Here is a 22752-nt window from a genome sequence, read left to right on the forward strand (position 1 = left end):
CCGCGCACGTTGGTCCGGGTCAAGTCTCGCTAGTACCAAGCCCGAGCGCGGCCTGCACCCGATCGGCGGCGGCCACCGCGTCCTCGTGCTCCCACACCCGAATCACCTGCCAGCCCACGTCGATCAGCGCCGCGTCGGTCGCGCGGTCCCGCGCCACATTTCCGGCCAGCTTGGCGGCCCACCATTCCGCGTTGTTGCGTGGATCGGTCGCGTGCTGCGGGCAGCGATGCCAGAAGCACCCGTCGACGTAGACCGCCACCCGCAGCCGCGGAAACACCAGGTCGGCGCGCCGCCGCTGCCCGCGGAGCGGTGCCCGATCGACGAAGTATCGAAGCCCGCGCCGATGGAGTTCCTTACGCAACGCCAGCTCTGGCTTGGTCCCGCTGCGCCGCTGCCGCGCCATCCGCGCACTCGTCGCCGCATCGGTTGTCGGACGCTTCGGGTCGCTCGGAAATCGTTGCGCAGCGTCGGGCGCGTCGCCGGTCGGTTCCGGCCCCGCACCCGTCCGCCGACTCATGCCGCCCAGCCACCCATCCGATGGAGATGACTCTCCACATCGTCGAGGAAACCGGGCGGAAACCGCAGGCTGCCCATGCCGGTTCGACGCAAGAACCCCGCGGTCGCCCGCGCCGACAGCAGCCGCGAACCGGTCAGAAAGTTCCCAAGATCCTCGTACGGCTCGTGCACCGGCCAGGTCGACACCGGCACCCGAAAGGCCTCCCCGTTGTGCCCCCAAGCCGCCACCGGCCACGGCGTTCCAGGTGGTAGCGGCAGGTCACCGGGGACCAGCCCGGTCGGTGCGGACAACCGTGACCCGACCCAGTCGGCCATCCGCACACTCACCGCATTGCCGACCAGCTTCCAGCGATGCCCCTGCCGGATACCGGGCACCTCACCCGCCGGTGCGGTCCAATCGGCACCGAAGCCTTGCAGCCGTTCCACGTCGACGAGACCGGGCGTGACGATCTCCCCGGACGGCAGCCGCACCGCGGGTGGACTGGCGATCCCCAACGCCGACCCACCCTTCACCGTCGGCACCGCGTTGACCGCCCACCCGAGCCCGCGCACTCCTTCGGTCCAGTAGAACCCGCACGGATCGCGCTCGGCATCGCCGACGATCCGCGGGCCCGCGTCGTCACCGAACAGCACCCCGCGCGGGTCCTCGGTCCTGGAAGCCAGCATCAACACCCGCTGACGGCGCTGTGGCAGCCCGAACGCGCGCGCGTCCACCACTCGATAAGCCCAGGTGTAGCCGAGCTCCTCCAGGGCCGTGGTGATGTGCCGCATCGCGGCGCCGCGACCGAGCTGCAGCATGAACGGCACGTTCTCGATCAGCAGCCAGCGCGGCCCGCGCTTGCGCCGCACCAGCCGGAACACCTCGTCCACCAGGCCCGACCGTTTGCCGGTGATACCCGCGGTGCGCCCGGCCTGAGACAGGTCCTGGCAGGGGAATCCGGCCGCGACCAACTCGGTGCCCGCCGGTAGCGCACGCAGGCTGGTGATGTCGGAATGCAGTGGTACATCCGGGAAACGGGCGGCGAGCACTCCCTGCGCGCCCGCGTCGATCTCGCACAGCAACTCGGTCTGCCAGCCGTTGCGGCCGAGACCGAGCTCGAGCCCGCCGATCCCGGCGAACAGCCCGACCATCCGCGCGCCCGTCACCGACTGTCCCTTCCTCGCGTCCTCGGTCGAGACGCCGCCGACGTCGCGCCCCGTGCCGGGGAGAGGTTACTCGAGTTGCCGGGTGCCGTCCGCGAACAGCGCCATGACGGCGCGACGCAGCGATCGCGAAGGTCGCCTGGTACCGTCCGCGTGTCAGCAACATGATCGGTCTGCTGCTGCTCGATAATGCTTATCGGCCGATCAAGTGTGCGGCCCTGATGACAGGCTCGGCAGGCTTATCTCCCTGCGCTCCAGCGCTATACGCGCGGATGCCGCCCCACGTGCTCGGCGGCGCGTCCGCATGCGAAATGCAATTGCTCCACAGTGCGTGCTCCACCTCGTTTCGAGCTCGAGAAATTTCTTAGTCGTCACGCTAGGGAAAGTGAGCGAACATGCAGATACCTTCGAAAAACAGGAGCTTTCCCAACGTCGTCGTGACCAGCCTGGCGGCGACGACCTCGATCGCGGGCGACATCGACTCGACGTGGAAAGGCCTGCTCAACGGCGAGAGCGGCATCGACGTCCTGGAAGACAGTTTCATCGAGCAGTTCGAACTGCCGGTCCGCATCGGCGGGCATCTGAAGGTCTCGCCCACCGAGAGCCTGACCCGGGTCGAGGCGCGCACCCTGTCCTACGTGGAGCAGATGGCCACCGTGCTGTGCCGTGAGGTGTGGCGCAACGCAGGCAGCCCGGAGGTCGACAAGACCCGGCTCGGCGTCGCCATCGGCACCGGCCTCGGCGGCGGCGAGTACATCATCGACGCGCGGGACCGGATCAAAAACGGTGGCTACCGCAAGATTTCGCCGCTGACCGTGCAACGGATCATGCCGAACGGCTCGGCCGCGTGCGTCGGCATCGAGCTCGGCGCGGGCGCCGGCGTGGTCACGCCGGTATCGGCCTGCTCGTCCGGCTCGGAGGCGATCGCCAACGCGTGGCAGATGATCGTGATGGGCGACGCCGACATGGTGGTCACCGGCGGCGTCGAGGGCTCCATCCAGGCGGTGCCGATCGCGGCGTTCACCATGATGCGCGCGATGAGCACCCGCAATCACGATCCGAAGAGCGCCTCGCGCCCGTTCGACAAGGACCGCGACGGCTTCGTGTTCGGCGAGGCCGGCGCGATGATGATCATCGAGACCGAGGAGCACGCCAAGGCGCGCGGCGCGACGATCCACGCGCGAATCATGGGGGCGGGCATCACATCCGACGCCTTCCACCTGGTCGCGCCCGACCTGGAGGGCAAGGGGGCGGCGCGCGCGATGACCAGGGCGATCGAGAAGGCCGGGTTGACGAAAAAGGATGTCACCCACGTGAATGCGCACGCCACTGCCACGCCGATCGGGGATACCGCTGAGGCGCAGGCCATTTCGTCGGCGATCGGCAGCCACACCTCGGTCTATGCGCCGAAGTCGGCGCTCGGGCATTCGATCGGCGCGGTCGGCGCGCTCGAGTCGGTGATCACCGTGCTCTCCATTCGCGACGGCATCGTCCCGCCGACACTGAATTTGGACAATCAGGACCCGCAAATCGACCTCGACGTCGTCAAGGGCCAGAGCAGGCCGGGTCGGATCGACTACGCCGTGAACAACTCGTTCGGTTTCGGCGGACATAACGTAGCGATCGCCTTCGGGCGGTACTGAGCGTCGGAAGGCAGCGCACCTGCTAGCCTTCCCGACGCTTCGTTATCGACCTGTGTTCGGTGTAAATGCACGGCCAGTGTGCGTGCTTTGGCAAAAGGATAAGGCGATGATCGACGAGACATTCGACGACTATTTGGACGACCAGGGCAATATCAAAATCCGCGGTGACAAGACCCTGATCGACTTCGTCGACAAGCACAGCGCGGAGAACGGCGACGACCTCGCCTACCGCTATATCGACTATTCGCGGGAACGCGACGGCGAGTACCACGAGCTGACCTGGCGACAGTTCGGCGTCCGGCTACGGGCCGTCGCGGCCCGATTGCAGCAGGTGACCCAGCCCGGCGACCGGGTCGCGATTCTGGCGCCGCAGGGGCTCGACTACGTCGTCTCCATTTTCGCGGCCGTCTACGCGGGCAATATCGCGGTCCCGCTGTTCGACCCGGAGGAGCAGGGGCACACCGACCGGCTCACCGCGGTGCTCAGCGACTGCACCCCCGCGGCGATCCTCACGGTCGGTTCCGCGGCGGGCGGTGTGCGGAACTTCTTCCGTCATCTGCCCGCGGCACAGCGGCCGCGGATCATTGCGGTGGAAGCGATTCCGGACAGCGTCGGCGCGAGTTGGGTGCGGCCCGATATCAATATCGACAGCGTCGCCTACCTGCAATACACCTCCGGCTCCACCAGAACGCCCGCGGGCGTGGAGATCACGCACCGGGCCGTCGGCACGAATCTGCTGCAGATGATCGATGCCATTGGCGTCAAAGAGAATTCGCGCGGCGTCACCTGGCTGCCGCTGTTCCATGACATGGGGCTGCTCTGCGTGATTCTGCCGACCGTCGGCGGCGGGTTCATCACCATCATGTCGCCGAGCGCGTTCGTGCGCCGTCCCTACCGCTGGATCAAGGAACTGGCCGCTGCTTCCGACGGCGCCGGAACTTTCGCCGCCGCACCGAATTTCGCCTTCGAACACGCCGCCGCGCGGGGCAAGCCGAAGCCGGGCGAAGAACTCGACCTGTCGAATGTGATCGGGCTGATCAACGGCAGTGAACCGGTGTCGGTGTCGTCGATGAACAAGTTCAACGAGGCGTTCGCGCCGTACGGACTGCCGAAGACGACGATCAAGCCCTGCTACGGCATGGCGGAGGCGACGCTGTTCGTGTCGGCGACCAAGGCCGAGGACGAGGCGCGGGTCGTGTATGTCGATCGCGCCCAACTGAATTCGGGCCGGATGATCGAGGTCGAGCAGGGCGCCGAGAACTCGATCGCCCAGGTGTCCTGCGGGTATGTGGCGTTGTCGCAGTGGGCGACCATCGTTGATCCGGACACCGGCGTCGAGCGTGCGGACGGCGAGGTCGGCGAGATCTGGTTGCACGGCGAGAACATGGGCATCGGTTACTGGGGCAAGCCCGACGAAACCGCGGCCACCTTCCAGGCCAAGCTGGCCTCGCGCCAGCCGGAGGGCAGCCACGCGCAGGGCACGCCCGAGGACGCCAATTGGATGCGCACCGGCGATTACGGCGCCTACCTCGACGGTGAGCTCTACATCACCGGGCGGGTGAAGGACCTGGTGATTGTGGACGGCCGCAATCACTACCCGCAGGACCTGGAGTTCTCGGCGCAGGAATCCAGCACGGCGCTGCGCCCGGGCTTCGTCGCGGCATTCTCGGTGCCCGCCAACGAACTTCCGGCGCTGGTCTTCGCGAAGGACAGTCACTCCGGCCTGAAGTTCGACGCCGACGACAACTCCGAGCAGTTGGTGATCGTCGCCGAACGCAACACCGGCGCGGGCAAGCTGGAAACCGAGCCGGTCGCCGACACCGTGCGGGCGGCCGTTTCGCAGCGGCACGGCGTCACCGTGCGCGACGTGTTGCTTGTGCCCGCGGGTTCGATTCCGCGGACCTCCAGCGGCAAGATCGCCCGCCGGGCCTGCCGCACCGCGTATCTCGACGGCACGCTGCGCGGCGGATACCAGCAGCAGGCCTTCCCGGATGCCCCGGCCGAGCGGGAAAGCGCGGGCGTGCGCTAGAGCCGGACCTCGTTCGAATACTCGAATTCACTGACCTCGGCGCCCAGGATCTGGGCGCCGAGGTCATTCGATGTCCCGTCCCCGCGGAACTTGTCCACCGCCGCGCGCGTCGTCCAGCGCTCGTAGACATTGATCCGATCCGGCTCGACCAGATCGGCGCCGAGACTGAAGTCCAGGCAGCCTTCGGTGGCGCGAGCGAGTTCGACCACCGCACGGCACATGTCGAGATAACGGTCTCGATCGGTGACCCTCAGGTACCCGGCGACGATCAGCATGTCGCGGAGTCTATTACGCACATCAGCCATTGACCTGAAGATTACTCGAGGTTGTTTGCTGGGTACATGACGGACAGCGCGACCTGCGGACAAGCGGTGATATCCAGCACGAACGCCGACGCGGGGGAATCATCGCGCCCGGAAAATCGGTTGGCTGTTCGGGGTAATGCTGCCACCCTGAAGTGTCGGACCCCGGTGCGAACATCACTGAGTGTCCCGGTTCTCGACACCGCCAACCACACACCTGTAGGGGGACCTATGTCAGTTGCACTGGACGTCGCAACGGCCGATCCGGAGGCCGACAGACCGGAGCGGCCCGCCGCGTCCGCGCCGGGCCGCCTGCAATCGTTGCGGCGCTTCTGGCCGTATGTGCGTCCATACCGGCGCGCGCTGCTCGCCGCGACCACGCTCGCGATCCTGTCCGCGTTGACCGCGGTCGTCATTCCGCTGGTGATCGCCAGGATCATCGACGGGCCGATCGCTCGACGCGATTTCGAGGGGGTCTTCGCGCCGGTGGCGCTGGTGCTCGCGCTCGGCCTGCTGGAAGCCTTCGGCGTGTGGGGCCGCCGCTGGCTGGTGTCCAAGCCCGCGACCATGGTCGAGATCACCATGCGCGCCAAGATCTTCCGCAAGCTGCAGTCGCTGGCGATCGGGCGCCACGAGGCCTGGGAATCGGGTCAGCTGCTCTCGCGTGCGGTCGACGACATGGCCACGCTGCGCCGCTTCGTCGCGTTCGCCGGGCCGTTCCTGATCATCCACTTCGTGCTGATCCCGGTCGGCCTGCTGGTGCTGCTCGGCCTGAGCTGGCAGATCGGCCTCATCTTCGTGATCATCGCGATTCCGTTGACCTACATCTGCGTTCGCTTCGAGCGGGAGTACTCGGTGGCGTCGCGGCGGTCCCAGGACCAGTCCGGCGACCTGGCCACCACCGCCGAGGAGTCGGCGCAGGGCGTGCGCGTGCTGAAGGCGTTCGGCCGCGGTGTGTTCTTCGGCGGCCGATTCCTCGCGCAGTCGCGCGAACTGCAGAAGACCGAACTGTTCAAGGTGAAGCTGGACGCGCGGCTGTGGTCCGCCATGACCGGCCTGCCGCAGCTGGCGATCGCGTTCGCGCTCGGTTACGGCGGCTACGCCGTGGTGCAGGGCACGATGACGCTCGGCACGCTGGTAGCGGCGATCACCCTGGCCAACTTCCTGCAGTGGCCGATCATCTGGACCGGCTTCCTGCTCGCCGAGCTGAACGACGCGCGCACGGCAGGCGATCGGTACTGGGAGATCATCGACACCCCGGTCGACATCACCGACCCGGCCGATCCGGTGGAGCTGCCGGAAACGGTGGTCGGCGAACTGCGCTTGGAAGGCGTGAAGTTCGCCTTCCCCGACGCGGAAGGGGAGGTGCTGCACGATGTTTCGCTCAAGGTGCGGCCCGGCGAGACCGTCGCGCTGGTCGGTGCGACCGGTAGCGGAAAGACCGCGCTGCTCAACCTGATTCCCCGGCTGTACGACGTGTCCGGCGGCGTCATCACCATCGACGGCATCGACATCGCGACCATGCGGCTGACCGACCTGCGTTCGCTCGTCTCGGTCGCGTTCGAGGAGCCGGTGCTGTTCTCGGCGAGCGTGCGGGAGAACGTCGCGCTCGGCGACCCGGCCGCCACCGACGCCGACGTGCGCAGCGCGCTGGACGTCGCGCAGGCCACCGAGTTCGTGGACAACCTGCCGTGGGGGCTGGACACCAGGATCGGCGAGCAGGGACTCAGCCTGTCCGGCGGTCAGCGGCAGCGACTCGCGCTGGCTCGCGCGGTATTGAGCGGGGCCGGTGTGGACAGCCGCAGCCGGATCATGGTGCTCGACGACCCGCTGTCCGCGCTGGACGTGGAAACCGAAGAGCGGGTACAGGACCGGTTGCGCACCGTGCTGGCCGGCGCGACGACCCTGCTCGTCGCACACCGGCCGTCGACGGCGGCGTTGGCCGACCGGGTCGCGGTGCTGGCCGACGGCCGGATCGTCGCCGAGGGTACCCACGATCAACTGCTGCGCAGCAGCAGCCGATATCGAGAACTGATGGGAGGTGAACAGCAGTGAGCACAGAAACGGTCGCGTCGAAAGACGCGGTGACGAAACAGGATTCGGCCGAACAGCGGCGCGACGAGGCCGCCGATTGGCGCGGCATCGCCAGCGAGGACAAGGAGGTCACCCAGACCGGAAACCTGGTGCTGGCCGGGCGATCCCGGCGACTGCTGCTCGACCTGGTCCGGCCGTATCGCAAGCTGGCGGCGCTCGCGCTGGTACTCATCGTGGTCGACAATGTCGCGATGGTGTCCGCGCCGCTGTTCATCGCGCACGGCCTCGACAACGGCATAGCCGCAGGCCGCCAAGGGAATTGGACGCCGCTGACCTGGGCGGTCGGCGGCTACTTCGGCGCGGTGCTGCTCGGCGGGGCGACCACGTTCCTGTTCCTGCGGGTGTCCGGCAAGCTCAGTCAGAGCGTGCTGTTCGACCTGCGGGTGCGCTCGTTCACACACATGCAGCGGCTCAGCGTCTCCTTCCACGAGAAGTACACCTCGGGCAAGGTCGTCGCGCGCCTCACCGGCGATATCGAGACGCTGCAGGAGCTGCTGGAAGGCGCGCTGAATCAGGCGCTGAGCGCAATCCTTTCGGTGCTGACCATCGCGGTGCTGCTGATCTACCTGGATCTGACGCTGGCCGCGATCGTGCTGGTCGGCTTCGTGCCGCTGGTGTTCGTCACCCGCTGGGCACAGCGCAGGCAGCGGGCGAGCTACCGGCACACCCGCGGCGCCATCGCGAAGGTGGTCGTGCAGTTCGTCGAGTCGATGGGCGGCATGCGCGCGGTGCAGACCTTCCGCCGCGAGCAGCGCAACGAGTCGGTGCTCGCGCACGAGGACGGCGACTACCAGCAGGCGACCACCAAGGCCATGCGCGGCATGGGCGACTACGCGGGACTGAGCAGGTTGCTCGGCAACCTGACCACGGTGATCATCATCGTGGTCGGCGCGTGGCAGGTGATCGAGGGACACATCGCGGTAGGTGTGCTCGCGGCATACCTGTTGTACCTCAACGAGTTCTACGGTCCGCTCGACGAACTCGCCCAGGTGTTCAACTCGTATCAGTCCGCGGCCGCGGCGCTGGAGAAGATCTCCGGCGTGCTCGAGGAAGAGCCCTCGGTGGCGGAGCCGACCGAACCGACGCCGCTGGCGAAGGCGAAGGGCGCGGTGCTGCTCGATCAGGTGTCGTTCGGTTACGGCGCCGAGCGTCAGGTGCTGCCGGAGTTCACGCTGGACATCCCGGCGGGACAGGTCGTCGCGCTGGTCGGCGCCACCGGTGCGGGCAAGTCGACACTGGCCAAGCTGCTGACGCGGTTCTACGACCCGTCCGCGGGCACGGTCACCCTGGACGGGGTCGATCTGCGCCGGATCTCCGACACCGACCTGCGCCGCAATGTCGTGATGGTCACCCAGGAGTCGTATCTGTTCTCCGGATCGGTCGCCGACAACATCCGGCTCGGCAGGCCGGACGCGACCGACGCGGAAGTGTTCGCGGCGGCCCGTGCGGTCGGGCTGTACGACTTCGTGCAGGCGCTGCCGGAGGGCTTCGGCACCGACGTGCGCAAGCGCGGCGGCAGGTTGTCCGCTGGTCAGCGGCAGCTGGTCGCGTTCGCCAGGGTCTTCCTGGCCGACCCGGCGGTGATCGTGCTGGACGAAGCCACGTCCAGCCTGGACATCCCGAGTGAGCGGCTGGTGCAGCAGGCCCTGGAAACGGTGCTGCGGGACCGCACCGCGGTGATCATCGCCCACCGGTTGTCCACCGTGGCCGTCGCCGACCGGGTGCTGGTGCTGGAATCCGGGCGCGTCGTGGAGGACGGCACCCCGGCCGAGCTCATCGCGGGCACCGGCCGGTTCGCCAGCCTGCACGCGGCGTGGCGGGAATCCCTGGTGTGATGCGGGCTGGTGTGGTGCGGCCTACAGGCTGGTGTCGCTTACGGTAGATACGTGACGATCCCAGCCCCCGAGAGCCAAGCCTCTGGCCCCGAGACGCCACCGGCCTCCCGTTGGCCGGCGATTCTCACCTGGCGCGCGCACAACGCGTCGCGGATGGAGTCGGTCCGCGTGACGTTGAACGGCAATCGCATCCGCGCCGCCGGTCGCATGATCGGCGGCGCGTGCGACGACCACCCGGCGTTCAGCGCGTCCTACGACCTGGTCACCGACGAGAGCGGCGCCACCAAGCGGCTCTCGTTGCGCACCACCACGGCGGCGGGTGAGCGGCACGCGTCCATCGCCAGGGACGAGGAGAACTACTGGCTGGTCGACGCGGGTGGCAGCCACGTGCGCTCCACCTTCGCCGGTGCGCTCGATGTCGACGTGGTGCTCAGCCCGTTCTTCAACACGCTGCCGATCCGCCGCTTCGATCTGCAGCACGCGGTGCACGACGTCCAGGTCCCGGTCGTCTACGTGCGCCTGCCCGATCTGTTGGTTCAGGAAGCGAGCCTCACCTACAGCAGCGCCGCCGACGGCATCAGTGTGCTGTCCCCGGTGTCCAGCGCGACGGTCACCGTCGACGCCGACGGCTTCCTGCTCGACTACCCGGGCCTCGCCGAACGCATCTGACAATTCGGGTTACCGGGATCGGTTCAACCGGGTGATAACCCCGCCGCGCTGTCCGGCGTCGCGCAGGTTCGGCAGCCAATTGTGGTCACCGGGGTGGATATCCGTGATTTCCCATCGTTGCGCGGTTTCGTACCGTTCCCGGGCATCGTGTCCGGCCTCGATGAGATCGGCCAGGGAATTGTCCGCGCGGAGGCTGTCGCGGGCGGCGCCGAGCACCGTGAGCGTTTCCTCCAGGACCGCCAACAGGGCCGCGGAATTCGGTTCACAAATGGCGCGCACGAGATCGGGGGCGGTGGCCGCGACGCGGGTGCCGTCGCGGAAGGAACCCGCCGCCAGCCCCAGGGCGAGCTCGCCGCCCGCCGCACCGGCCGAGGCCAGCGCCTCGGCCAGCACATGCGGCAGATGCGAGATCCGGGCCACCGCGCGGTCGTGCTCGTCCGCGACCACCGGGACGACCACCGAGCCACAGTCCAGCGCCAGCCGCACCACCCTGGTCCACGCCTCGACATGGGTGCCCTCGTCCACGCCGACCGCCCACACGGCGTCGCGGAACAACCCGGAATCGGTGGCACCCCACCCGGATTCGGCGGTCCCGGCCATCGGATGCCCGCCGACATAGCGAGCCGACAGACCTTCCTTGCGCACCGCCTCGGCGACCGGTGCCTTCACGCTGACCACATCGGTCAGCACACAGCGCGGCGCGAACGAGGCAATCGCGGACAGCATGTGCGCGACCGCGGGCATCGGCACCGCGATGACGATCAGCGCGTCCGCTTCGGCGGCTCGGGTCAGCGCGGCGGACAGCTCCTCGGTCACCTCGAAGCCGTCGGCCCGCGCCGTCTGCGCACCCGCCGACGATCGGTTGAACCCCCAGGCGTCGTAACCGGCGCCGACGGCGGCGCGCAGCAGGGAACCGCCGATCAAGCCGGTTCCGAGGACGCACACGGACGCTTTCTCAGCAGAAGTCACCTGAACAGATTCGCATACGACTTCAACATTTCGGCTCGGGCAGACTACCGTTGCGGCCATGGCAGCACAGCGCTCGGGCACGAATAGGGCGGCGTCGGATGATTACGACGACGTAGAAGGGTTCGCAGTGGCGGTTGTCCGCGAAGAAGGCAAATGGCGGTGCAGCCCGCTGAGCCACGATGCGCTTACGGATTTGTCCGCAGCGGAAAACGAACTGAAGGCCTTGCGCAGCTCGGGTGCGGTTTTCGGCCTGCTCGACATCGACGACGAGTTCTTCATCGTGGTCCGGCCCGCGCCCAGCGGCACCCGGATGCTGGTATCGGACGCGACGGCCGCCATTGATTACGACATCGCCGCGGACGTACTCGACGCCCTGAATGTGGAAATCCCGGACATCGACCCCGACGAGCTCGACGACATCGAGCCGTGGGAAGAGGGCGACCTCGGCGTCCTCGCCGATCTGGGTCTGCCCGAGCCGGTGCTGAGCGTCATCCTCGCCGACACAGATCTCTACCCGGACGAGCAGCTCGGCATGATCGCCCAACGACTCGGCTTCGCCGACGAACTATCGGCGGTGCTGGACAAGCTGCCCCGCTGACGTGCCCGGCCCGTCACTCCCTTCGGACACCGACATGGTGCGTGCCGCGATCGCCGCGGCCGCCGAAGCGGACCCCCGCGACGTTCCCGTCGGTGCCGTCGTATTCGACTCCACCGGAAGGGAACTCGCGCGGGCAGCCAACGCCCGAGAAGCCCTCGGCGACCCCACCGCACACGCCGAAGTCCTGGCCCTGCGCCGCGCCGCCGAACTACACGGCGACGGCTGGCGCCTAGAGGGCACCACCCTCGCCGTCACCTTGGAACCCTGCACCATGTGCGCAGGCGCCCTGGTCCTAGCTCGCGTCTCCCGCCTGGTCTTCGGCGCCTGGGAACCCAAAACCGGCGCCGTAGGCTCCCTCTGGGACGTAGTCCGCGACCGCCGCCTCAACCACCGCCCCCAAGTCCGCGGCGGCATCCTCGAACCCGACTGCGCCGCCCTCCTGGACACCTTCTTCCGCACCCAGCGCTAACCCTCCCCACCCCCGCCGCCCGCTTCGAGCGCCCGCCCCCGTGCCCCAAATCACACCCCTCCCACCCCTACCCAGCCGATTTAGCGATCAGCCCCCACTCCGGTATGGTTGTCGGCGGTGGCGTGTCCGAGCGGCCTAAGGAGCACGCCTCGAAAGCGTGTGAGGGGTAACCCCCCTCCGAGGGTTCAAATCCCTCCGCCACCGCCAAAGCCCCTCACCTGTCCTTACAGGTGAGGGGCTTTTTCTTGCCCCCACTGTTTCGATCGAGCTCCTCACCGGAGAGGCGGCTGACTCGAGGGCGGCATTTCTGCCTCCGCCGCGCTGTAGCGGCTACCGTCGACCTGTGAGTCGCACCCAGTGGACGATCCACGCTGAGAACGTCGTGGACGAGAACCGACACATCAAGCTCTCGACCGTCGATATCGAGTTGCCCGACGGAGTGAAGTTCACGCAGTACGTCGCACGGCTGCCTCGCTGCGCAATGACGTTGGTACTCAACGACAAACGAGAAGCCTTGCTGATGTTCCGGCACCGGTTCATCATCGATCGCTGGGTATGGGAGCTGCCCGGCGGCTACGTCGACCATGCCGAGGATGTCGCCGTCGCGGCCGCGCGTGAGGTCGAAGAGGAAACCGGGTGGCGGCCGAAAGCCATGGAACACCTGGTCACCTACCAGCCATCGATCGGCTCCCTGGACCAGCCGCAAGAGATCTACCTCGCGCGCGGCGCGGACCTGACCGATACGCCGCCGGATATCAACGAAGCCGAAGAGATCAGGTGGATACCTCTGGAGGAAGCGGTCTCAATGATCGACCGGGGCGAAATCGTCGGTGCTGCAACAGTTGTCGCGGTGTACCGAGCCCTCAGCCTGTCCGTGCAGTGATTGCGAGCACCTGTTGGAGTCGGTAGGCGGGGCGCGAATTTCGAGAGCGCCCTACTTCGGAGCAGATAGCCGAGGGTGGTCGAGTAGTGCTTGCCATGCCGCGGCCCACGGGAACCGGTCGGCGGCATCGCCGCCGGACTTCGGCTCGTGTGGTGTGTCTTCGACCAGCATGGTTACGCCCCATTGTGAAAGCTTGTGTACCGCTTCTCGCACGGGTGGAAAGCTGATCAATGCTCGGTTGGCGAACGGTACTGCTACGACGGGTAGTCCCAGTCCGACACCTTCGACCAGTAGCCCGAGCGGCAGGGTATCGGAGATGCCTGCGGCCCATTTCGCGAGTGAGTTCGAGGTGATCGGCGCCACGATCATTCCGTTGGCGGGCGGAAGCGCGTCCGGCGAATCGGGGTCTTTGTACTCGCTTCGCACTGGGTGGCCGGTCTTGGCGGCCAGGGCATCGGTATCGATGAACCGGCGGCCGTTCGGTGAGGCGATCACGCACACATCCCAGCCGTCTGCGTGCGCGAGATCGATCAGCTTGTCGACATCTCGGGCGACTCGTGCACCGGTCACGATGGCGTACAGGACGGGCGCTCCGTTCTCGTTCACTGACCCATCGTCCCAGCAGGGACAGCCACAAGTCACACGCTCGGCGGGGCGAGCCGTAGGTCAGAGAGTGACGCCGATCCATCGCGCGCCGCCTTGCCGGGGTCGCCTGCCTCTAATTCGACTGCACAGGAGTGGATTTCGATGTTCGCCTTGCTGAACACGGTGCCGTAGGAGTCGCACTCGCCCGAGATGTAGCGTGCTAATTTCCTCGCCTCGCTGATGTGGTCACGAGCGGTATCGAGTCGACGATCACGCGCGATCTGGGTAGACACGAAACCCTGGACACTCTGACGAAAGGTTGATCATGGGCAGGATCGAGTACTACTTCGACCCGAAGGCGCCCAAGCCCAATTCGCTTGTGGTGGCATGCAATCTGCTCGTCACCGACGAGTCCGGGGCGATTCTGCTTCAGCGGCGTCGCGATACGGGGCAATGGGCGTTGCCCGGTGGCGCTATGGATATGGGCGAGACGCCTGCCGAGTGCGCGATTAGAGAATGCCATGAAGAAACTGGCATCACGGCTGAGATCACCGGCTTCCTAGGTGTTTACAGCAACCCGAATCACATCGTTGCCTATACCGATGGCGAAATTCGCCAGCAGTACGAGAACGCTTACATCGGCCGACCGGTCGGTGGAAAACCCACCATCAACGATGAAGCGGACGGCGTAACCTTCGTGCTCCCAGCAGATTTGGACCAGTACGACATACACCCGAGCATGCGCCAACAGATCGGCGACTATCTGTCAGGAAACTACCCCTACCTCGGATGAGCTAATAGCGCTTGCTCGATCCGCGCCGCTGTCGCGAAGATATCCGGTGCAGCACGCTGAATGAATCGACCCACCACAGTATCTGGACCGTAGCGGCTCAGAATTTCTGCTACCCGGTCGCCCGCCGTCGTCCGTGTGCCATCCGGTGTTGTTGTTATGTCGCAGTAGGTCAAGGCATCTACCAGCAGTGGATCATCCAGGATCGGAAACTCTGACTCCAGCTCATCACGCAACCCACGCTCGTCCGCTTCCAACAACGCGAAGGTGTGGTTCGCAACCAGACGGACAAGCCGCTCGTCGGCGCGATGCTCGTCCCGCAGGAAACGGGCACCGTCCAGCGGATGAAACCCGGTCGCCACAAGCCGGGGCGCGTAGCCGACGTCATGGAGGATGGCGGACGCTTCGAGCAATGCCCCGATCGCAGTTCAGTTGTGCGGCCAGCTCAACCGCGGCTGCGGCCACTCCCTTCGAGTGCGCCCAACGCCGACGCAGGGGTATCTCCAACTCGCTCTGAGCCAGACGCCAAGCCCAAGACGACTCGTGCTCGATCATCGTCCAACGCTAACTGTTGTTGGATGCAGTCGGGAGCGGTTGCGTGGCATCCGGTGGGAGGGCTCAAATCCAAAGCCTCTCATCCATTCGCACGGATGGGAGGCTTTGTCGGCTGGCGTTCTATCCCGTTCTGATGCAAGAACTTCCGGTATCTAATCCGGTTCCCTCGACATTGATGGTGGTGTACATCGCCGACGTGTACTCACCCGGCACGCTTTGGATGGCGGTGAGGTTTTGGGGTCCGGGGTGGGTGGGGGTCCAGGTGGTGGTGACGGTGTTGTTGGCGGGGTGGTGGATGGGGTCACCGGGGAGGCGTTCACCGTTGCCGGGGATGACACCACCGGAGAGCCAGAAGTAGACGGTGCCGGGTGGGGTGGAGGCGTCGGTGACTGTGGCGGTTACTCGATAGTGGCAGCCGGTCACGATGCCCTCGGATCCTAAGTCGACGCTGACGCCGGTTACCTCGGCGTTGGCCGGTGGACCGGCGAGGACGGCGGTGGCGGTCGCGGCCGCGAACACCGCCGCGCGCACTGCGGCTCGAGAGTGGGACCTGCTCATCGTGCTGACCTCCCTGACTGGAATTTCACGATTGCCGCGCCATTGAGGCTTACCCAGTCCAGCAGACCGTGCAATCGTTCCGCTACTTCCATACCCATCGGGGTCAGTGAATATGTGACCTTCGGCGGGGTGGTTGGTTCCACGGTGCGTTCGGTGAGGCCGTAGTCGGTGAAGGTGCGCAGGTTCTGCGACAGCATCTTCTCGCTGATGCCGCCGACGTGGTCGCGCAGCACGTGGTACCGCATCGGCCCGTCGTGCAGGGCGGACAGGATCAGCACGCCCCAGCGGCTGGTCAGCTTGTCGAGGACGGTGCGGCCCGGGCAGTCGTTGTCGAATATCGCATGCCGCATGGTGTCGGGCGAGCCGATGGCCTGGGAACCTAACTTCACGCCTAGAGCTTACTTTGAGGTAGGGCCTTACCAGATGTTAGTCGCCTTCGTATGGTGTGTTCATGGCTCACATCAAGAAGGTTCTGGTGATCGGGGCGACCGGTCACGTTGGCGGACACGTTGTTTCGCAGCTCGCGGCAACCGATGTCGAGGTACGCGCGCTGGCCCGCACACCCGCGGCGGCATCGATGCCGACCGGTGTCGAGGTGGTGCAGGGCGATCTGACCAAGCCGGAAACGCTGACTCGCGCGCTCGACGGAGTGGACGCCGTGCACCTGACCTGGCCGGCGTTGCCCGCCGACGCCGCGAAGGCGGTGGTCGAGGTGATTGCCGAGCACGCGCGCCGCATCGTCCTGCTGTCCTCCGGCGCGGTCCGCGACGACGTCGAGGAACAGGACAATCCGATCGGCAAGGCGCACGCGCTCATCGAACAGCCGATCAGGGATTCCGGTCTGGAGTGGACCTTCCTGCGCCCCTACGGTTTTGCGACCAACACGTTGGAATGGGCACCGCAGATCCGCACCGGCAATGTCGTGCGCGGCGCGTACGGGGCCGCATCGATGACGCTGCTGCACGAGGCGGATATCGCGGCGGTCGCGGTGCGCGCACTGACCTCCGACGAGCACATCGGGGCGCGATACGAGCTGAGCGGATCGGCGCGACTGAGCCGGGTCGAGCAGGTAGCGGCGATCGGTGCGGCCCTCGGCCGTCCGCTGACCTGGGAGGAGATCACCCCGGCCCAGGCTAGGGCGCAAATGGATTGGCTCCCAGCGGAATTCGCCGACTACATTCTCGGTGGACTCGCCGCGATGGTCGACGCGCCAGGGCCGCGGACGTCCACGGTCCAGGAGGTCACCGGCGTACCCGCCCGCAGCTACGCGAAGTGGGCCGCCGACCACGCCGCCGACTTCGCCTGACAGTTACCCGATCCGCAGACAGGAGCTGCCGGTATCGAGTCCGCTGCCGACGACATCGACGGTGATGAACTTCGTCGACGTGTATTTGCCCGGCTCGCTCTGCATCCCGATCAGGTTCTGCGAACCCACCCCGGTCGGCGTCCAGCTGGCGGTGACGGTGTTGTTCTCCGGATGATGAACGGCCTCGCCGGGAATCCGTTCCCCGTTACCCGGGATCACACCCCCGGCGAGCAGGAAGAACACCGAGCCCGGCGGGATCACCGAATCCGTGACCGCGGCCGTCACCGTATAGCGGCAGCCGGTCAGCAGCCCCTCGGGTCCGGCGGCAACGCTGACCGACACCACATCGGCATTCGCCGGTGGACCGATCACGGTGACGGCGGCGAGGGCAGCGGCACCAACCGCGACTCGGAAGAAAGACCTGCTCATCGTGCTACCTCCTGGAAGGTCGGCATGCGGGCGAGCTGGAAGAAGCGTAATCGTTGGCCGGACCTGACAACCGGCACTCGTGCCGAATCGTGCGCCGACCCGGTGTTCCTGACCGGGTCGGTACACCGGGTCATTCGGCTTGTGGCCGCTCGCGCCGCAGCACAACGGTGCGCCGATCCAGGTCGACACCGAACGGCGGCGCACCCTCCGCATCCTCGTCCCGCAGCATCGACACCGACTCGCGATGATCGAGCTCCATCCGCTTGGTCCCGTAGAACAGCGCCGTGAATTCGTCGGTGAAGGTGCCCGACACCGGGGTTCGTCGCCGCCTGCGCCGCTTGCCGATCATCAGCTCGTAGACCGCGACCAGCATCAGCAAGATGATCCAGCCGGGGATCCACCATTGCAGTACCGACGCCATATCCGTCGAACGATTCGGCTGTGGCAAGTGTTCCCACGCACAAGGCTTCACACGGGTGCCGCGACGGCGTCGGTGCCACGCCGCGTCGTGGTGAGCGCAACGGTACCGAGCAGCACACCGAGCACAGCCGCGCCGGGCCCCACCGGAAACAGCCCGAATTGCCAGATCGAGTAGACCCCACCGGCGGCCAGCACCGTCCCGACCAACGCGGGCACCGTGGCGTCACGCGCCGCGTACCGCGCGCAGAACTCATCCCACCGCGTACTGACCCGGACCACGAAGAACAACACCACCGCACCGAGCAGAATCCACAACGGCCTTGTCTCCCACCAGGTTTGCGGATCGGCGGGCAGCAACGGCGACGGCGCGAGCGTCGCCGCCCCGGTCAACATCGCGATCACGGGCACATGCCACAGATAGATAGTCATCAACAACGGCACGATCGTGGTGATCACCCGCCGGAACGACCTACGCGGCTCCCACCCGGTCAGCCGCCGATCCACCAAGGTCAACACCGCCAACTGCACCACGGCGAGAATCGAGATGACCGAAGTAGGTGGCGCCAGATTCGACACCGGCGCATCGGCCACCCCGAAGTTGGTGGGAAAGTACGGCCCCGGCCCCACCATCGCCACCAACAGGCAGACACCGAGCGCAGCGACCAGCAGCACACCGGCATCGTTCACCCGGCGCAAAAGCCCGCGCGCGTGCACGACACCGAGCTGATGGCAGAACAACCACACGAACAACAGATTCCATTCGGCAAACCGCCCCACACCATCGAATCGCAAGGCGTCCACCGCAATCGAGCACGCCAGCAATACCGTCGGCAGCAGCAACGGACCCCGATCGTGCACCCACACCGCGCCCGGCGCCACCGCCACCGCGATCAGATACACCGCGAGGAACCACAGCGGACTGGCCACCACATACGCGGCGGTCGTCGCCGTCCGCTCGGAGTAGCCACCGAGCACCGCGATCACCGGTGCGAGCACCGCGACCAACGCGATCACCGGCGTGACGAGCCGCCGCGCCCGCGGCCCGAGATACTCCCCGTAACTCAACCCGCTTGCCCGCCAACGATCCACGATCAACGTGTTCGCGAACCCACCCGCGAGAAAGAACAGCGGCATCACCTGAATCACCCAGGACAGCGCCCAGATCGGCCTGCCGTGCAGCGCGGTTTCGCCGCGCACCACCCCGTCGGTGACGGTCACCCGCACCGAAATCCAATGAATGACTACGACAACACCGATGGCGAAGACCCGACCGAGATCGATCGTCCAGCTGCGCTGTCTACTCACACCTCTGGGCGTACCCGCCCCGGCTGAACAGCGGATGAAATGCACCGCACGCCTGCGGTATCGAGCCGGCGAGCAATAGTTCGGTCGGAACGGATATTCCGGGCGAACGGGGGTATACGCCGGATAGCTAAACGCGGGAAGGACGTGGTGGCCCATGCGCCGTCGTGCAGTCCGCTCGAGACCGATGAGCGAGAGAAACATGAGAATCGGAAGCATTATTGTCCTGGTCTGGTTGCTGGTCGGCGTTGTCGCCGCAGCTCAGCGGGACTACTTCGACAGCGGACCGGTGAATTGCGCCGGATTCGGCACCATCGCCGTCACCGTGATCGCGGGCCCGCTCAACTACATGGGCGTGAACCCCAAGGTCGACGATTGCAATGTGCCGCAACCAAGTCCGTAATCAACGGAACCGGTGATCGCGTACCGCGCACCGGCCCAACCCATTCGGTGACCTCGCGCTCGGCAACGGGCGCGAGGTCCGCCGACTGTGTGCGGCACGCAGGCAATCCCGTCGCGCTCGGCGCGTCGCATGCGGCATCCCATAATGAGGTTGCTCGAGGGACGCCGACGAATGAGGCAAGATGCGACTTGGAAGCCTGATTGTCGTGCTCTGGCTGGTCATCGGCGTGGTCGCCGCGGGCCAGCGCCACTACTTCGACAGTGGCCCGATCAACTGCGCCGGATTCGGCAATACCGCGCTCACCGTCCTCGCCGGTCCGCTCAACTACGTGGGCGTGAACCCGAAGGTCGCCGACTGCAACGTTCCGCAGCCCAGCCAGTAAGAGAATAAACGCTGATCAGGCGGGGTATTCTCAGGTGGGGAGCACGGAAAGGGAGCGACGACATGCGCGACCAAGAGATTCGCGACCGCGGTTTCCGCGGCCGAGCAGTGCGCCACACCGGGACCCGGCTGTTCAGCACGCTGCTGCTCATCTGGTTGGCCATCGGCTTGATCGCCGCGGGTCAGCGTCACTATTTCGAGAGCAGCCCGACGAACTGCGCGGGTTGGGGCACGATCGCCGTCACGGCGATTGCCGGTCCGCTCAACTACATGGGTATGAACCCGAAGGTCGATGACTGCACGTTGCCGCAGCCGAGCCAGTAAAAAGAGCCCCCACCCGGAAAGCCGAGTGGGGGCGAATTCTGCAGAATCAGCCGACGTCGGCGGGTAGCTTCGCGTCGCCCGGTGTCGGCTGCCCGCGCAACGCGGGCAGCTTCGCACCCTCCACATCGATATCCGGCACGATCTTGTCCAGCCACTGGGGCATCCACCAGGCCCACTTGCCCATCAGCGCGAGCAGCGACGGAATCAACACCATGCGAACCAGGAAGGCGTCGAACAGCACGCCGGCCGCCAGCGCGAAACCCATCATCTTCGCGGTGACATCGGTCTCCAGCAGGAACGAGCCGAACACCGAGATCATGATGACCGCCGCCGAGGTGACCACCCGGGCCCCGTGGTGATAACCGCTGATCATCGCCTCTTTCGGCGGCTTACCGTGCACGTATTCCTCGCGCATGCGAGTCACCAGGAACACCTGGTAATCCATCGCGAGCCCGAACACCAACCCCACCAGCATGATCGGTAGGAAGCTCACGATTGCTCGTGGATCCTGGATCAATCCGAGCTTGCCCTCCTGGAAGATCAGCACCGTCGCACCGAAGGTGGCCGCCATCGACAGCAGGAAGCCGAGTGCGGCGGTCAGCGGCACCAGGATGGATCGGAAGACCAGGATCAGCAGGATGAACGCGGCACCCGCCACGATCGCCATGTACGGCACGATCTTGCCGAGCAGCACGTGGTCGATGTCGGCGTAGATGGCGGTGGTGCCGGTGATGCCGTACTTCATCCCGTACTGCGATTCGAGTCGACCCTCGGCGGCGCGAGCATCGCTGACCAAGTCCTTGGTGGATTGGTCGTTCGGGCCTGACTTCGGCACGCCGTTGATCAGCGCGCCGAGCCCGTCCTGACTCAGCCGCGGCTCGGTCACGTAATCCATGTCCGACGGGGCCGCGAGCTCATCATGCAGCGAATTCAGCGCCTCGGTGCGTTTCTCCGCCGGCACGTTCGCGAGGTCGACCGCGACCTGCAGGACACCGTTGCTGCCCTCGCCGAACCCGGCCGTGCGTAGCTCGTAGGCCTTCCGGACGGTGGAGGTCTTGGGCATGCTGTCCTCACCCGGCAGCCCGAGGTTCATATTCGTCGCGGGCAGGGCGAGCAGCCCGAGCACGACGATGCTCAGGACCAACGCGACGGCAGGCGCCTTGCCGATGGCCTGGGCGAACCGCATGCCATTGGTGATCGAGTCGTCGTCTTCCGGATCGTGCTGGGCGATGAGCGGCAGCTTCGGCTTGAACAGGAACCGCCCGAACGCGCCGAGCAGCGCGGGCATCAACGTGATCGCCGTGAGCACCGCGAACCCCGCGGCGATCGCGCCACCGAGACCCATGAAGGTAAGGAATCGAACGCCAACGATGCTCAGCCCGACCAGCGCGATGATGACCGTCAGACCGGCGAACACCACCGCCGAGCCTGCGGTCCCGAGCGCGGTCCCCGCTGCTTCATCCGGTGAATCCTGTACTGCCAGTTCATGTTTGTATCGCGAGACGATGAACAACGCGTAGTCGATCGACAACGCGATACCGATCATCGACGCGAGGAACGTGGTGAAGCTGGGGATGGACAGGAACGAGGTGCCGAGGAAGATCAGCGCGGTTGCCGCACTCAGCCCGACAACCGCGGTGATGATCGGCACGAACGCGGCGACGATCGCACCGAACGCCACGATCATCACGACCAGCGCGACGGCCATGCCGATCATCTCCGATTTACCGCTCGGCGCCTGCTGTTCCATCGCGATGGTGCCACTCAGCTCGACCGTCAAACCCGAGCCGCGCGCCTGGTCCGCCACGTCATAGGCGGCCTTGCGGGTCTCGGCGGTGACGTCGGTGAAGTTCTTGATGCCGAACGGCACGCTGAAGAACGCGACCGTGTCCCGCTCGGTCTTGTTGAGCACGTTCAACGGTGCGCCGCTGCACTTGGATGCGTCCGGCTCCGGGACGAGGCAACCCATCTCCTCGGTGGCGGTGATCGGATTCGGGATCGGCTTGCTGTGGTCCACGATGCCGAGCTGGTTCAGCTTGTCGATCAACGCGTCGATGGCCTGCCGGTTGACCGGGTCGGTCAGCTTCTGCCCCGCGGGCGCCCCGATCACATAGGTCCCGGTGACGGCGTCGAACTTGAACCCCTCGGACATGCCGGGGAAGTGCTGGTCGAGGATCTGCGTCGCGCGCTCCGACGGCAGGTTGGGCATTCTGAAGTCGTCGCTCATCGGCTCCTTCAGCTGAGTGCCCAGCGCGCCGAGGACCAGGAAACCGATGATCCAGATGGGCAGCACTATCCACTTGTGACGGAAGGCGAACTTGCCCCACCGATACAGATAGACGGACACAGGGTTCTCCTCGCGGTGATCGAGTCGTGCCGGATCGAGCGACTGAACCCCTGCGGGCCGACTGCGCCCGCCGAGGAACTACCGAGCTGGAGAGGTCGAACTTCTTCTGAGTCTGCTGTGGACGGCGCACAAGATCAAGAACCGAGCCCGGAAACGACTCGGCCCCGCACCCGAAGAACGAGTGCGGGGCCGAGTTCTACCG

25 protein-coding genes and 1 tRNA gene are annotated in these 22752 nt (G+C 66.3%); 14 read left to right on the top strand and 12 right to left on the bottom strand.

Features of this window, described 5'->3' with window-relative positions; all coding sequences use genetic code 11:
- Positions 1–19 precede the first annotated feature (19 nt).
- Entirely contained in the window at positions 20–517 is a 498-nt protein-coding gene (locus ACQPW1_RS01520; RefSeq protein ID WP_433660986.1) for a very short patch repair endonuclease, read from the bottom strand.
- Entirely contained in the window at positions 514–1647 is a 1134-nt protein-coding gene (locus ACQPW1_RS01525; protein WP_433665585.1) for a DNA cytosine methyltransferase, read from the bottom strand. The genes ACQPW1_RS01520 and ACQPW1_RS01525 overlap by 4 nt, the downstream gene beginning before the upstream one ends.
- 407 nt (positions 1648–2054) lie before the next feature.
- On the opposite strand from ACQPW1_RS01525, the gene ACQPW1_RS01530 reads away from it, so the two are divergent.
- Both ACQPW1_RS01530 and fadD32 read left to right on the top strand, forming a co-directional pair.
- Positions 2055–3302 (top strand): KasA/KasB family beta-ketoacyl-ACP synthase, encoded by a 1248-nt coding sequence (locus ACQPW1_RS01530; RefSeq protein WP_433660987.1) that lies wholly within the window; start codon positions 2055–2057, stop codon positions 3300–3302.
- A 106-nt stretch (positions 3303–3408) separates the two neighbouring features.
- Positions 3409–5331, top strand: coding sequence for a long-chain-fatty-acid--AMP ligase FadD32 (fadD32, locus tag ACQPW1_RS01535; RefSeq protein WP_433660988.1), 1923 nt, complete (start codon positions 3409–3411; stop codon positions 5329–5331).
- On the opposite strand, the gene ACQPW1_RS01540 is transcribed toward fadD32, so the two are convergent.
- Positions 5328–5606 carry a putative quinol monooxygenase gene (locus ACQPW1_RS01540; protein ID WP_433660989.1) on the bottom strand — a complete coding sequence of 93 codons (279 nt, stop codon included), beginning with the start codon at positions 5604–5606 and terminating at the stop codon, positions 5328–5330. The genes fadD32 and ACQPW1_RS01540 overlap by 4 nt on opposite strands.
- Before the next feature lie 258 nt (positions 5607–5864).
- Between ACQPW1_RS01540 and ACQPW1_RS01545 the strand changes: the two genes are divergently transcribed.
- Genes ACQPW1_RS01545 through ACQPW1_RS01555 form a run of 3 tightly spaced genes read left to right on the top strand, consistent with a single transcriptional unit; the run spans position 5865 to position 10231 of the window.
- Positions 5865–7688 (top strand): ABC transporter ATP-binding protein, encoded by a 1824-nt coding sequence (locus ACQPW1_RS01545; protein WP_433660990.1) that lies wholly within the window; start codon positions 5865–5867, stop codon positions 7686–7688.
- 29 nt (positions 7689–7717) lie between these two features.
- Entirely contained in the window at positions 7718–9562 is a 1845-nt protein-coding gene (locus ACQPW1_RS01550; protein WP_433665586.1) for an ABC transporter ATP-binding protein, read from the top strand.
- Positions 9563–9613: 51 nt separating this feature from the next.
- Positions 9614–10231, top strand: coding sequence for a putative glycolipid-binding domain-containing protein (locus ACQPW1_RS01555; RefSeq protein WP_433660991.1), 618 nt, complete (start codon positions 9614–9616; stop codon positions 10229–10231).
- 9 nt (positions 10232–10240) lie between these two features.
- On the opposite strand, the gene ACQPW1_RS01560 is transcribed toward ACQPW1_RS01555, so the two are convergent.
- Positions 10241–11260, bottom strand: a complete 1020-nt coding sequence (locus ACQPW1_RS01560; RefSeq protein ID WP_433660992.1) for a prephenate dehydrogenase — start codon at positions 11258–11260, stop codon at positions 10241–10243.
- Between ACQPW1_RS01560 and ACQPW1_RS01565 the strand changes: the two genes are divergently transcribed.
- The 4 genes from ACQPW1_RS01565 to ACQPW1_RS01580 all read left to right on the top strand — a co-directional run bounded on the left by ACQPW1_RS01565 (position 11259) and on the right by ACQPW1_RS01580 (position 13150).
- Complete coding sequence (locus tag ACQPW1_RS01565) at positions 11259–11798, top strand: tRNA adenosine deaminase-associated protein (protein WP_150400650.1); 540 nt, start codon at positions 11259–11261, stop codon at positions 11796–11798. The genes ACQPW1_RS01560 and ACQPW1_RS01565 overlap by 2 nt on opposite strands.
- 34 nt (positions 11799–11832) lie before the next feature.
- Positions 11833–12267, top strand: coding sequence for a nucleoside deaminase (locus ACQPW1_RS01570; RefSeq protein WP_433665587.1), 435 nt, complete (start codon positions 11833–11835; stop codon positions 12265–12267).
- 116 nt (positions 12268–12383) lie between these two features.
- Positions 12384–12474 (top strand) — tRNA-Ser (locus tag ACQPW1_RS01575).
- A 136-nt stretch (positions 12475–12610) separates the two neighbouring features.
- On the top strand, positions 12611–13150 hold the full coding sequence (locus ACQPW1_RS01580) for an NUDIX hydrolase (protein ID WP_433660993.1): 540 nt from the start codon (positions 12611–12613) through the stop codon (positions 13148–13150).
- 51 nt (positions 13151–13201) lie between these two features.
- On the opposite strand, the gene ACQPW1_RS01585 is transcribed toward ACQPW1_RS01580, so the two are convergent.
- The gene (locus ACQPW1_RS01585) at positions 13202–13756 is read right to left on the bottom strand and encodes a flavoprotein (protein WP_433660994.1); all 555 of its coding nucleotides are present in this window, start codon (positions 13754–13756) and stop codon (positions 13202–13204) included.
- Positions 13757–14060: 304 nt separating this feature from the next.
- Between ACQPW1_RS01585 and ACQPW1_RS01590 the strand changes: the two genes are divergently transcribed.
- Positions 14061–14528 carry an NUDIX hydrolase gene (locus ACQPW1_RS01590; protein ID WP_433660995.1) on the top strand — a complete coding sequence of 156 codons (468 nt, stop codon included), beginning with the start codon at positions 14061–14063 and terminating at the stop codon, positions 14526–14528.
- Here ACQPW1_RS01590 and ACQPW1_RS01595 read toward each other — a convergent pair.
- The 3 genes from ACQPW1_RS01595 to ACQPW1_RS01605 all read right to left on the bottom strand — a co-directional run bounded on the left by ACQPW1_RS01595 (position 14516) and on the right by ACQPW1_RS01605 (position 16027).
- Entirely contained in the window at positions 14516–14938 is a 423-nt protein-coding gene (locus ACQPW1_RS01595) for an HD domain-containing protein (RefSeq protein WP_433660996.1), read from the bottom strand. The genes ACQPW1_RS01590 and ACQPW1_RS01595 overlap by 13 nt on opposite strands.
- A gap of 262 nt (positions 14939–15200) precedes the next feature.
- On the bottom strand, positions 15201–15638 hold the full coding sequence (locus ACQPW1_RS01600; RefSeq protein WP_433660997.1) for a hypothetical protein: 438 nt from the start codon (positions 15636–15638) through the stop codon (positions 15201–15203).
- Positions 15635–16027 carry a winged helix-turn-helix transcriptional regulator gene (locus ACQPW1_RS01605; protein ID WP_433660998.1) on the bottom strand — a complete coding sequence of 131 codons (393 nt, stop codon included), beginning with the start codon at positions 16025–16027 and terminating at the stop codon, positions 15635–15637. Before ACQPW1_RS01605 ends, ACQPW1_RS01600 begins: the two co-directional genes overlap by 4 nt.
- A gap of 62 nt (positions 16028–16089) precedes the next feature.
- Here ACQPW1_RS01605 and ACQPW1_RS01610 point away from each other — a divergent pair, with 62 nt between their 5' ends.
- Complete coding sequence (locus ACQPW1_RS01610; RefSeq protein WP_433660999.1) at positions 16090–16944, top strand: SDR family oxidoreductase; 855 nt, start codon at positions 16090–16092, stop codon at positions 16942–16944.
- A 3-nt stretch (positions 16945–16947) separates the two neighbouring features.
- Here the strand turns inward: ACQPW1_RS01610 and ACQPW1_RS01615 are convergent, their stop codons facing one another.
- The 3 genes from ACQPW1_RS01615 to ACQPW1_RS01625 all read right to left on the bottom strand — a co-directional run bounded on the left by ACQPW1_RS01615 (position 16948) and on the right by ACQPW1_RS01625 (position 19098).
- Positions 16948–17373 carry a hypothetical protein gene (locus ACQPW1_RS01615; RefSeq protein ID WP_433661000.1) on the bottom strand — a complete coding sequence of 142 codons (426 nt, stop codon included), beginning with the start codon at positions 17371–17373 and terminating at the stop codon, positions 16948–16950.
- A 130-nt stretch (positions 17374–17503) separates the two neighbouring features.
- Complete coding sequence (locus ACQPW1_RS01620; RefSeq protein WP_433661001.1) at positions 17504–17794, bottom strand: DUF6191 domain-containing protein; 291 nt, start codon at positions 17792–17794, stop codon at positions 17504–17506.
- A 47-nt stretch (positions 17795–17841) separates the two neighbouring features.
- A complete protein-coding gene (locus ACQPW1_RS01625) occupies positions 17842–19098 on the bottom strand; it encodes an acyltransferase family protein (protein ID WP_433661002.1) in 1257 nt (418 codons plus the stop codon).
- Positions 19099–19297: 199 nt separating this feature from the next.
- On the opposite strand from ACQPW1_RS01625, the gene ACQPW1_RS01630 reads away from it, so the two are divergent.
- The 3 genes from ACQPW1_RS01630 to ACQPW1_RS01640 all read left to right on the top strand — a co-directional run bounded on the left by ACQPW1_RS01630 (position 19298) and on the right by ACQPW1_RS01640 (position 20203).
- Complete coding sequence (locus tag ACQPW1_RS01630; protein WP_150400662.1) at positions 19298–19498, top strand: hypothetical protein; 201 nt, start codon at positions 19298–19300, stop codon at positions 19496–19498.
- A 181-nt stretch (positions 19499–19679) separates the two neighbouring features.
- The gene (locus ACQPW1_RS01635; RefSeq protein ID WP_433661003.1) at positions 19680–19880 is read left to right on the top strand and encodes a hypothetical protein; all 201 of its coding nucleotides are present in this window, start codon (positions 19680–19682) and stop codon (positions 19878–19880) included.
- 62 nt (positions 19881–19942) lie between these two features.
- The gene (locus ACQPW1_RS01640; protein WP_433661004.1) at positions 19943–20203 is read left to right on the top strand and encodes a hypothetical protein; all 261 of its coding nucleotides are present in this window, start codon (positions 19943–19945) and stop codon (positions 20201–20203) included.
- 46 nt (positions 20204–20249) lie between these two features.
- On the opposite strand, the gene ACQPW1_RS01645 is transcribed toward ACQPW1_RS01640, so the two are convergent.
- A complete protein-coding gene (locus ACQPW1_RS01645) occupies positions 20250–22550 on the bottom strand; it encodes an MMPL family transporter (protein ID WP_433661005.1) in 2301 nt (766 codons plus the stop codon).
- Positions 22551–22752: the final 202 nt, after the last annotated feature.

It is taken from the genome of Nocardia sp. CA-128927 (genome assembly GCF_050955855.1).
In the GTDB taxonomy this organism is placed as follows: Bacteria; Actinomycetota; Actinomycetes; order Mycobacteriales; family Mycobacteriaceae; genus Nocardia.

Excerpts from the sequence above, each read along its gene's own strand:
- ACQPW1_RS01560 (WP_433660992.1), bottom strand. The coding sequence starts at position 11,260 with ATGGCCGCAACGGTAGTCTGCCCGAGCCGAAATGTTGAAGTCGTATGC.
- ACQPW1_RS01590 (WP_433660995.1), top strand. The coding sequence starts at position 14,061 with ATGGGCAGGATCGAGTACTACTTCGACCCGAAGGCGCCCAAGCCCAAT.
- ACQPW1_RS01635 (WP_433661003.1), top strand. The coding sequence starts at position 19,680 with ATGCGACTTGGAAGCCTGATTGTCGTGCTCTGGCTGGTCATCGGCGTG.
- ACQPW1_RS01615 (WP_433661000.1), bottom strand. The coding sequence starts at position 17,373 with ATGAGCAGGTCTTTCTTCCGAGTCGCGGTTGGTGCCGCTGCCCTCGCC.
- ACQPW1_RS01630 (WP_150400662.1), top strand. The coding sequence starts at position 19,298 with ATGAGAATCGGAAGCATTATTGTCCTGGTCTGGTTGCTGGTCGGCGTT.
- fadD32 (WP_433660988.1), top strand. The coding sequence starts at position 3,409 with ATGATCGACGAGACATTCGACGACTATTTGGACGACCAGGGCAATATC.
- ACQPW1_RS01545 (WP_433660990.1), top strand. The coding sequence starts at position 5,865 with ATGTCAGTTGCACTGGACGTCGCAACGGCCGATCCGGAGGCCGACAGA.
- ACQPW1_RS01565 (WP_150400650.1), top strand. The coding sequence starts at position 11,259 with ATGGCAGCACAGCGCTCGGGCACGAATAGGGCGGCGTCGGATGATTAC.
- ACQPW1_RS01610 (WP_433660999.1), top strand. The coding sequence starts at position 16,090 with ATGGCTCACATCAAGAAGGTTCTGGTGATCGGGGCGACCGGTCACGTT.
- ACQPW1_RS01540 (WP_433660989.1), bottom strand. The coding sequence starts at position 5,606 with ATGCTGATCGTCGCCGGGTACCTGAGGGTCACCGATCGAGACCGTTAT.
- ACQPW1_RS01600 (WP_433660997.1), bottom strand. The coding sequence starts at position 15,638 with ATGAGCAGGTCCCACTCTCGAGCCGCAGTGCGCGCGGCGGTGTTCGCG.
- ACQPW1_RS01530 (WP_433660987.1), top strand. The coding sequence starts at position 2,055 with ATGCAGATACCTTCGAAAAACAGGAGCTTTCCCAACGTCGTCGTGACC.
- ACQPW1_RS01525 (WP_433665585.1), bottom strand. The coding sequence starts at position 1,647 with ATGGTCGGGCTGTTCGCCGGGATCGGCGGGCTCGAGCTCGGTCTCGGC.
- ACQPW1_RS01620 (WP_433661001.1), bottom strand. The coding sequence starts at position 17,794 with ATGGCGTCGGTACTGCAATGGTGGATCCCCGGCTGGATCATCTTGCTG.
- ACQPW1_RS01570 (WP_433665587.1), top strand. The coding sequence starts at position 11,833 with ATGGTGCGTGCCGCGATCGCCGCGGCCGCCGAAGCGGACCCCCGCGAC.
- ACQPW1_RS01520 (WP_433660986.1), bottom strand. The coding sequence starts at position 517 with ATGAGTCGGCGGACGGGTGCGGGGCCGGAACCGACCGGCGACGCGCCC.
- ACQPW1_RS01640 (WP_433661004.1), top strand. The coding sequence starts at position 19,943 with ATGCGCGACCAAGAGATTCGCGACCGCGGTTTCCGCGGCCGAGCAGTG.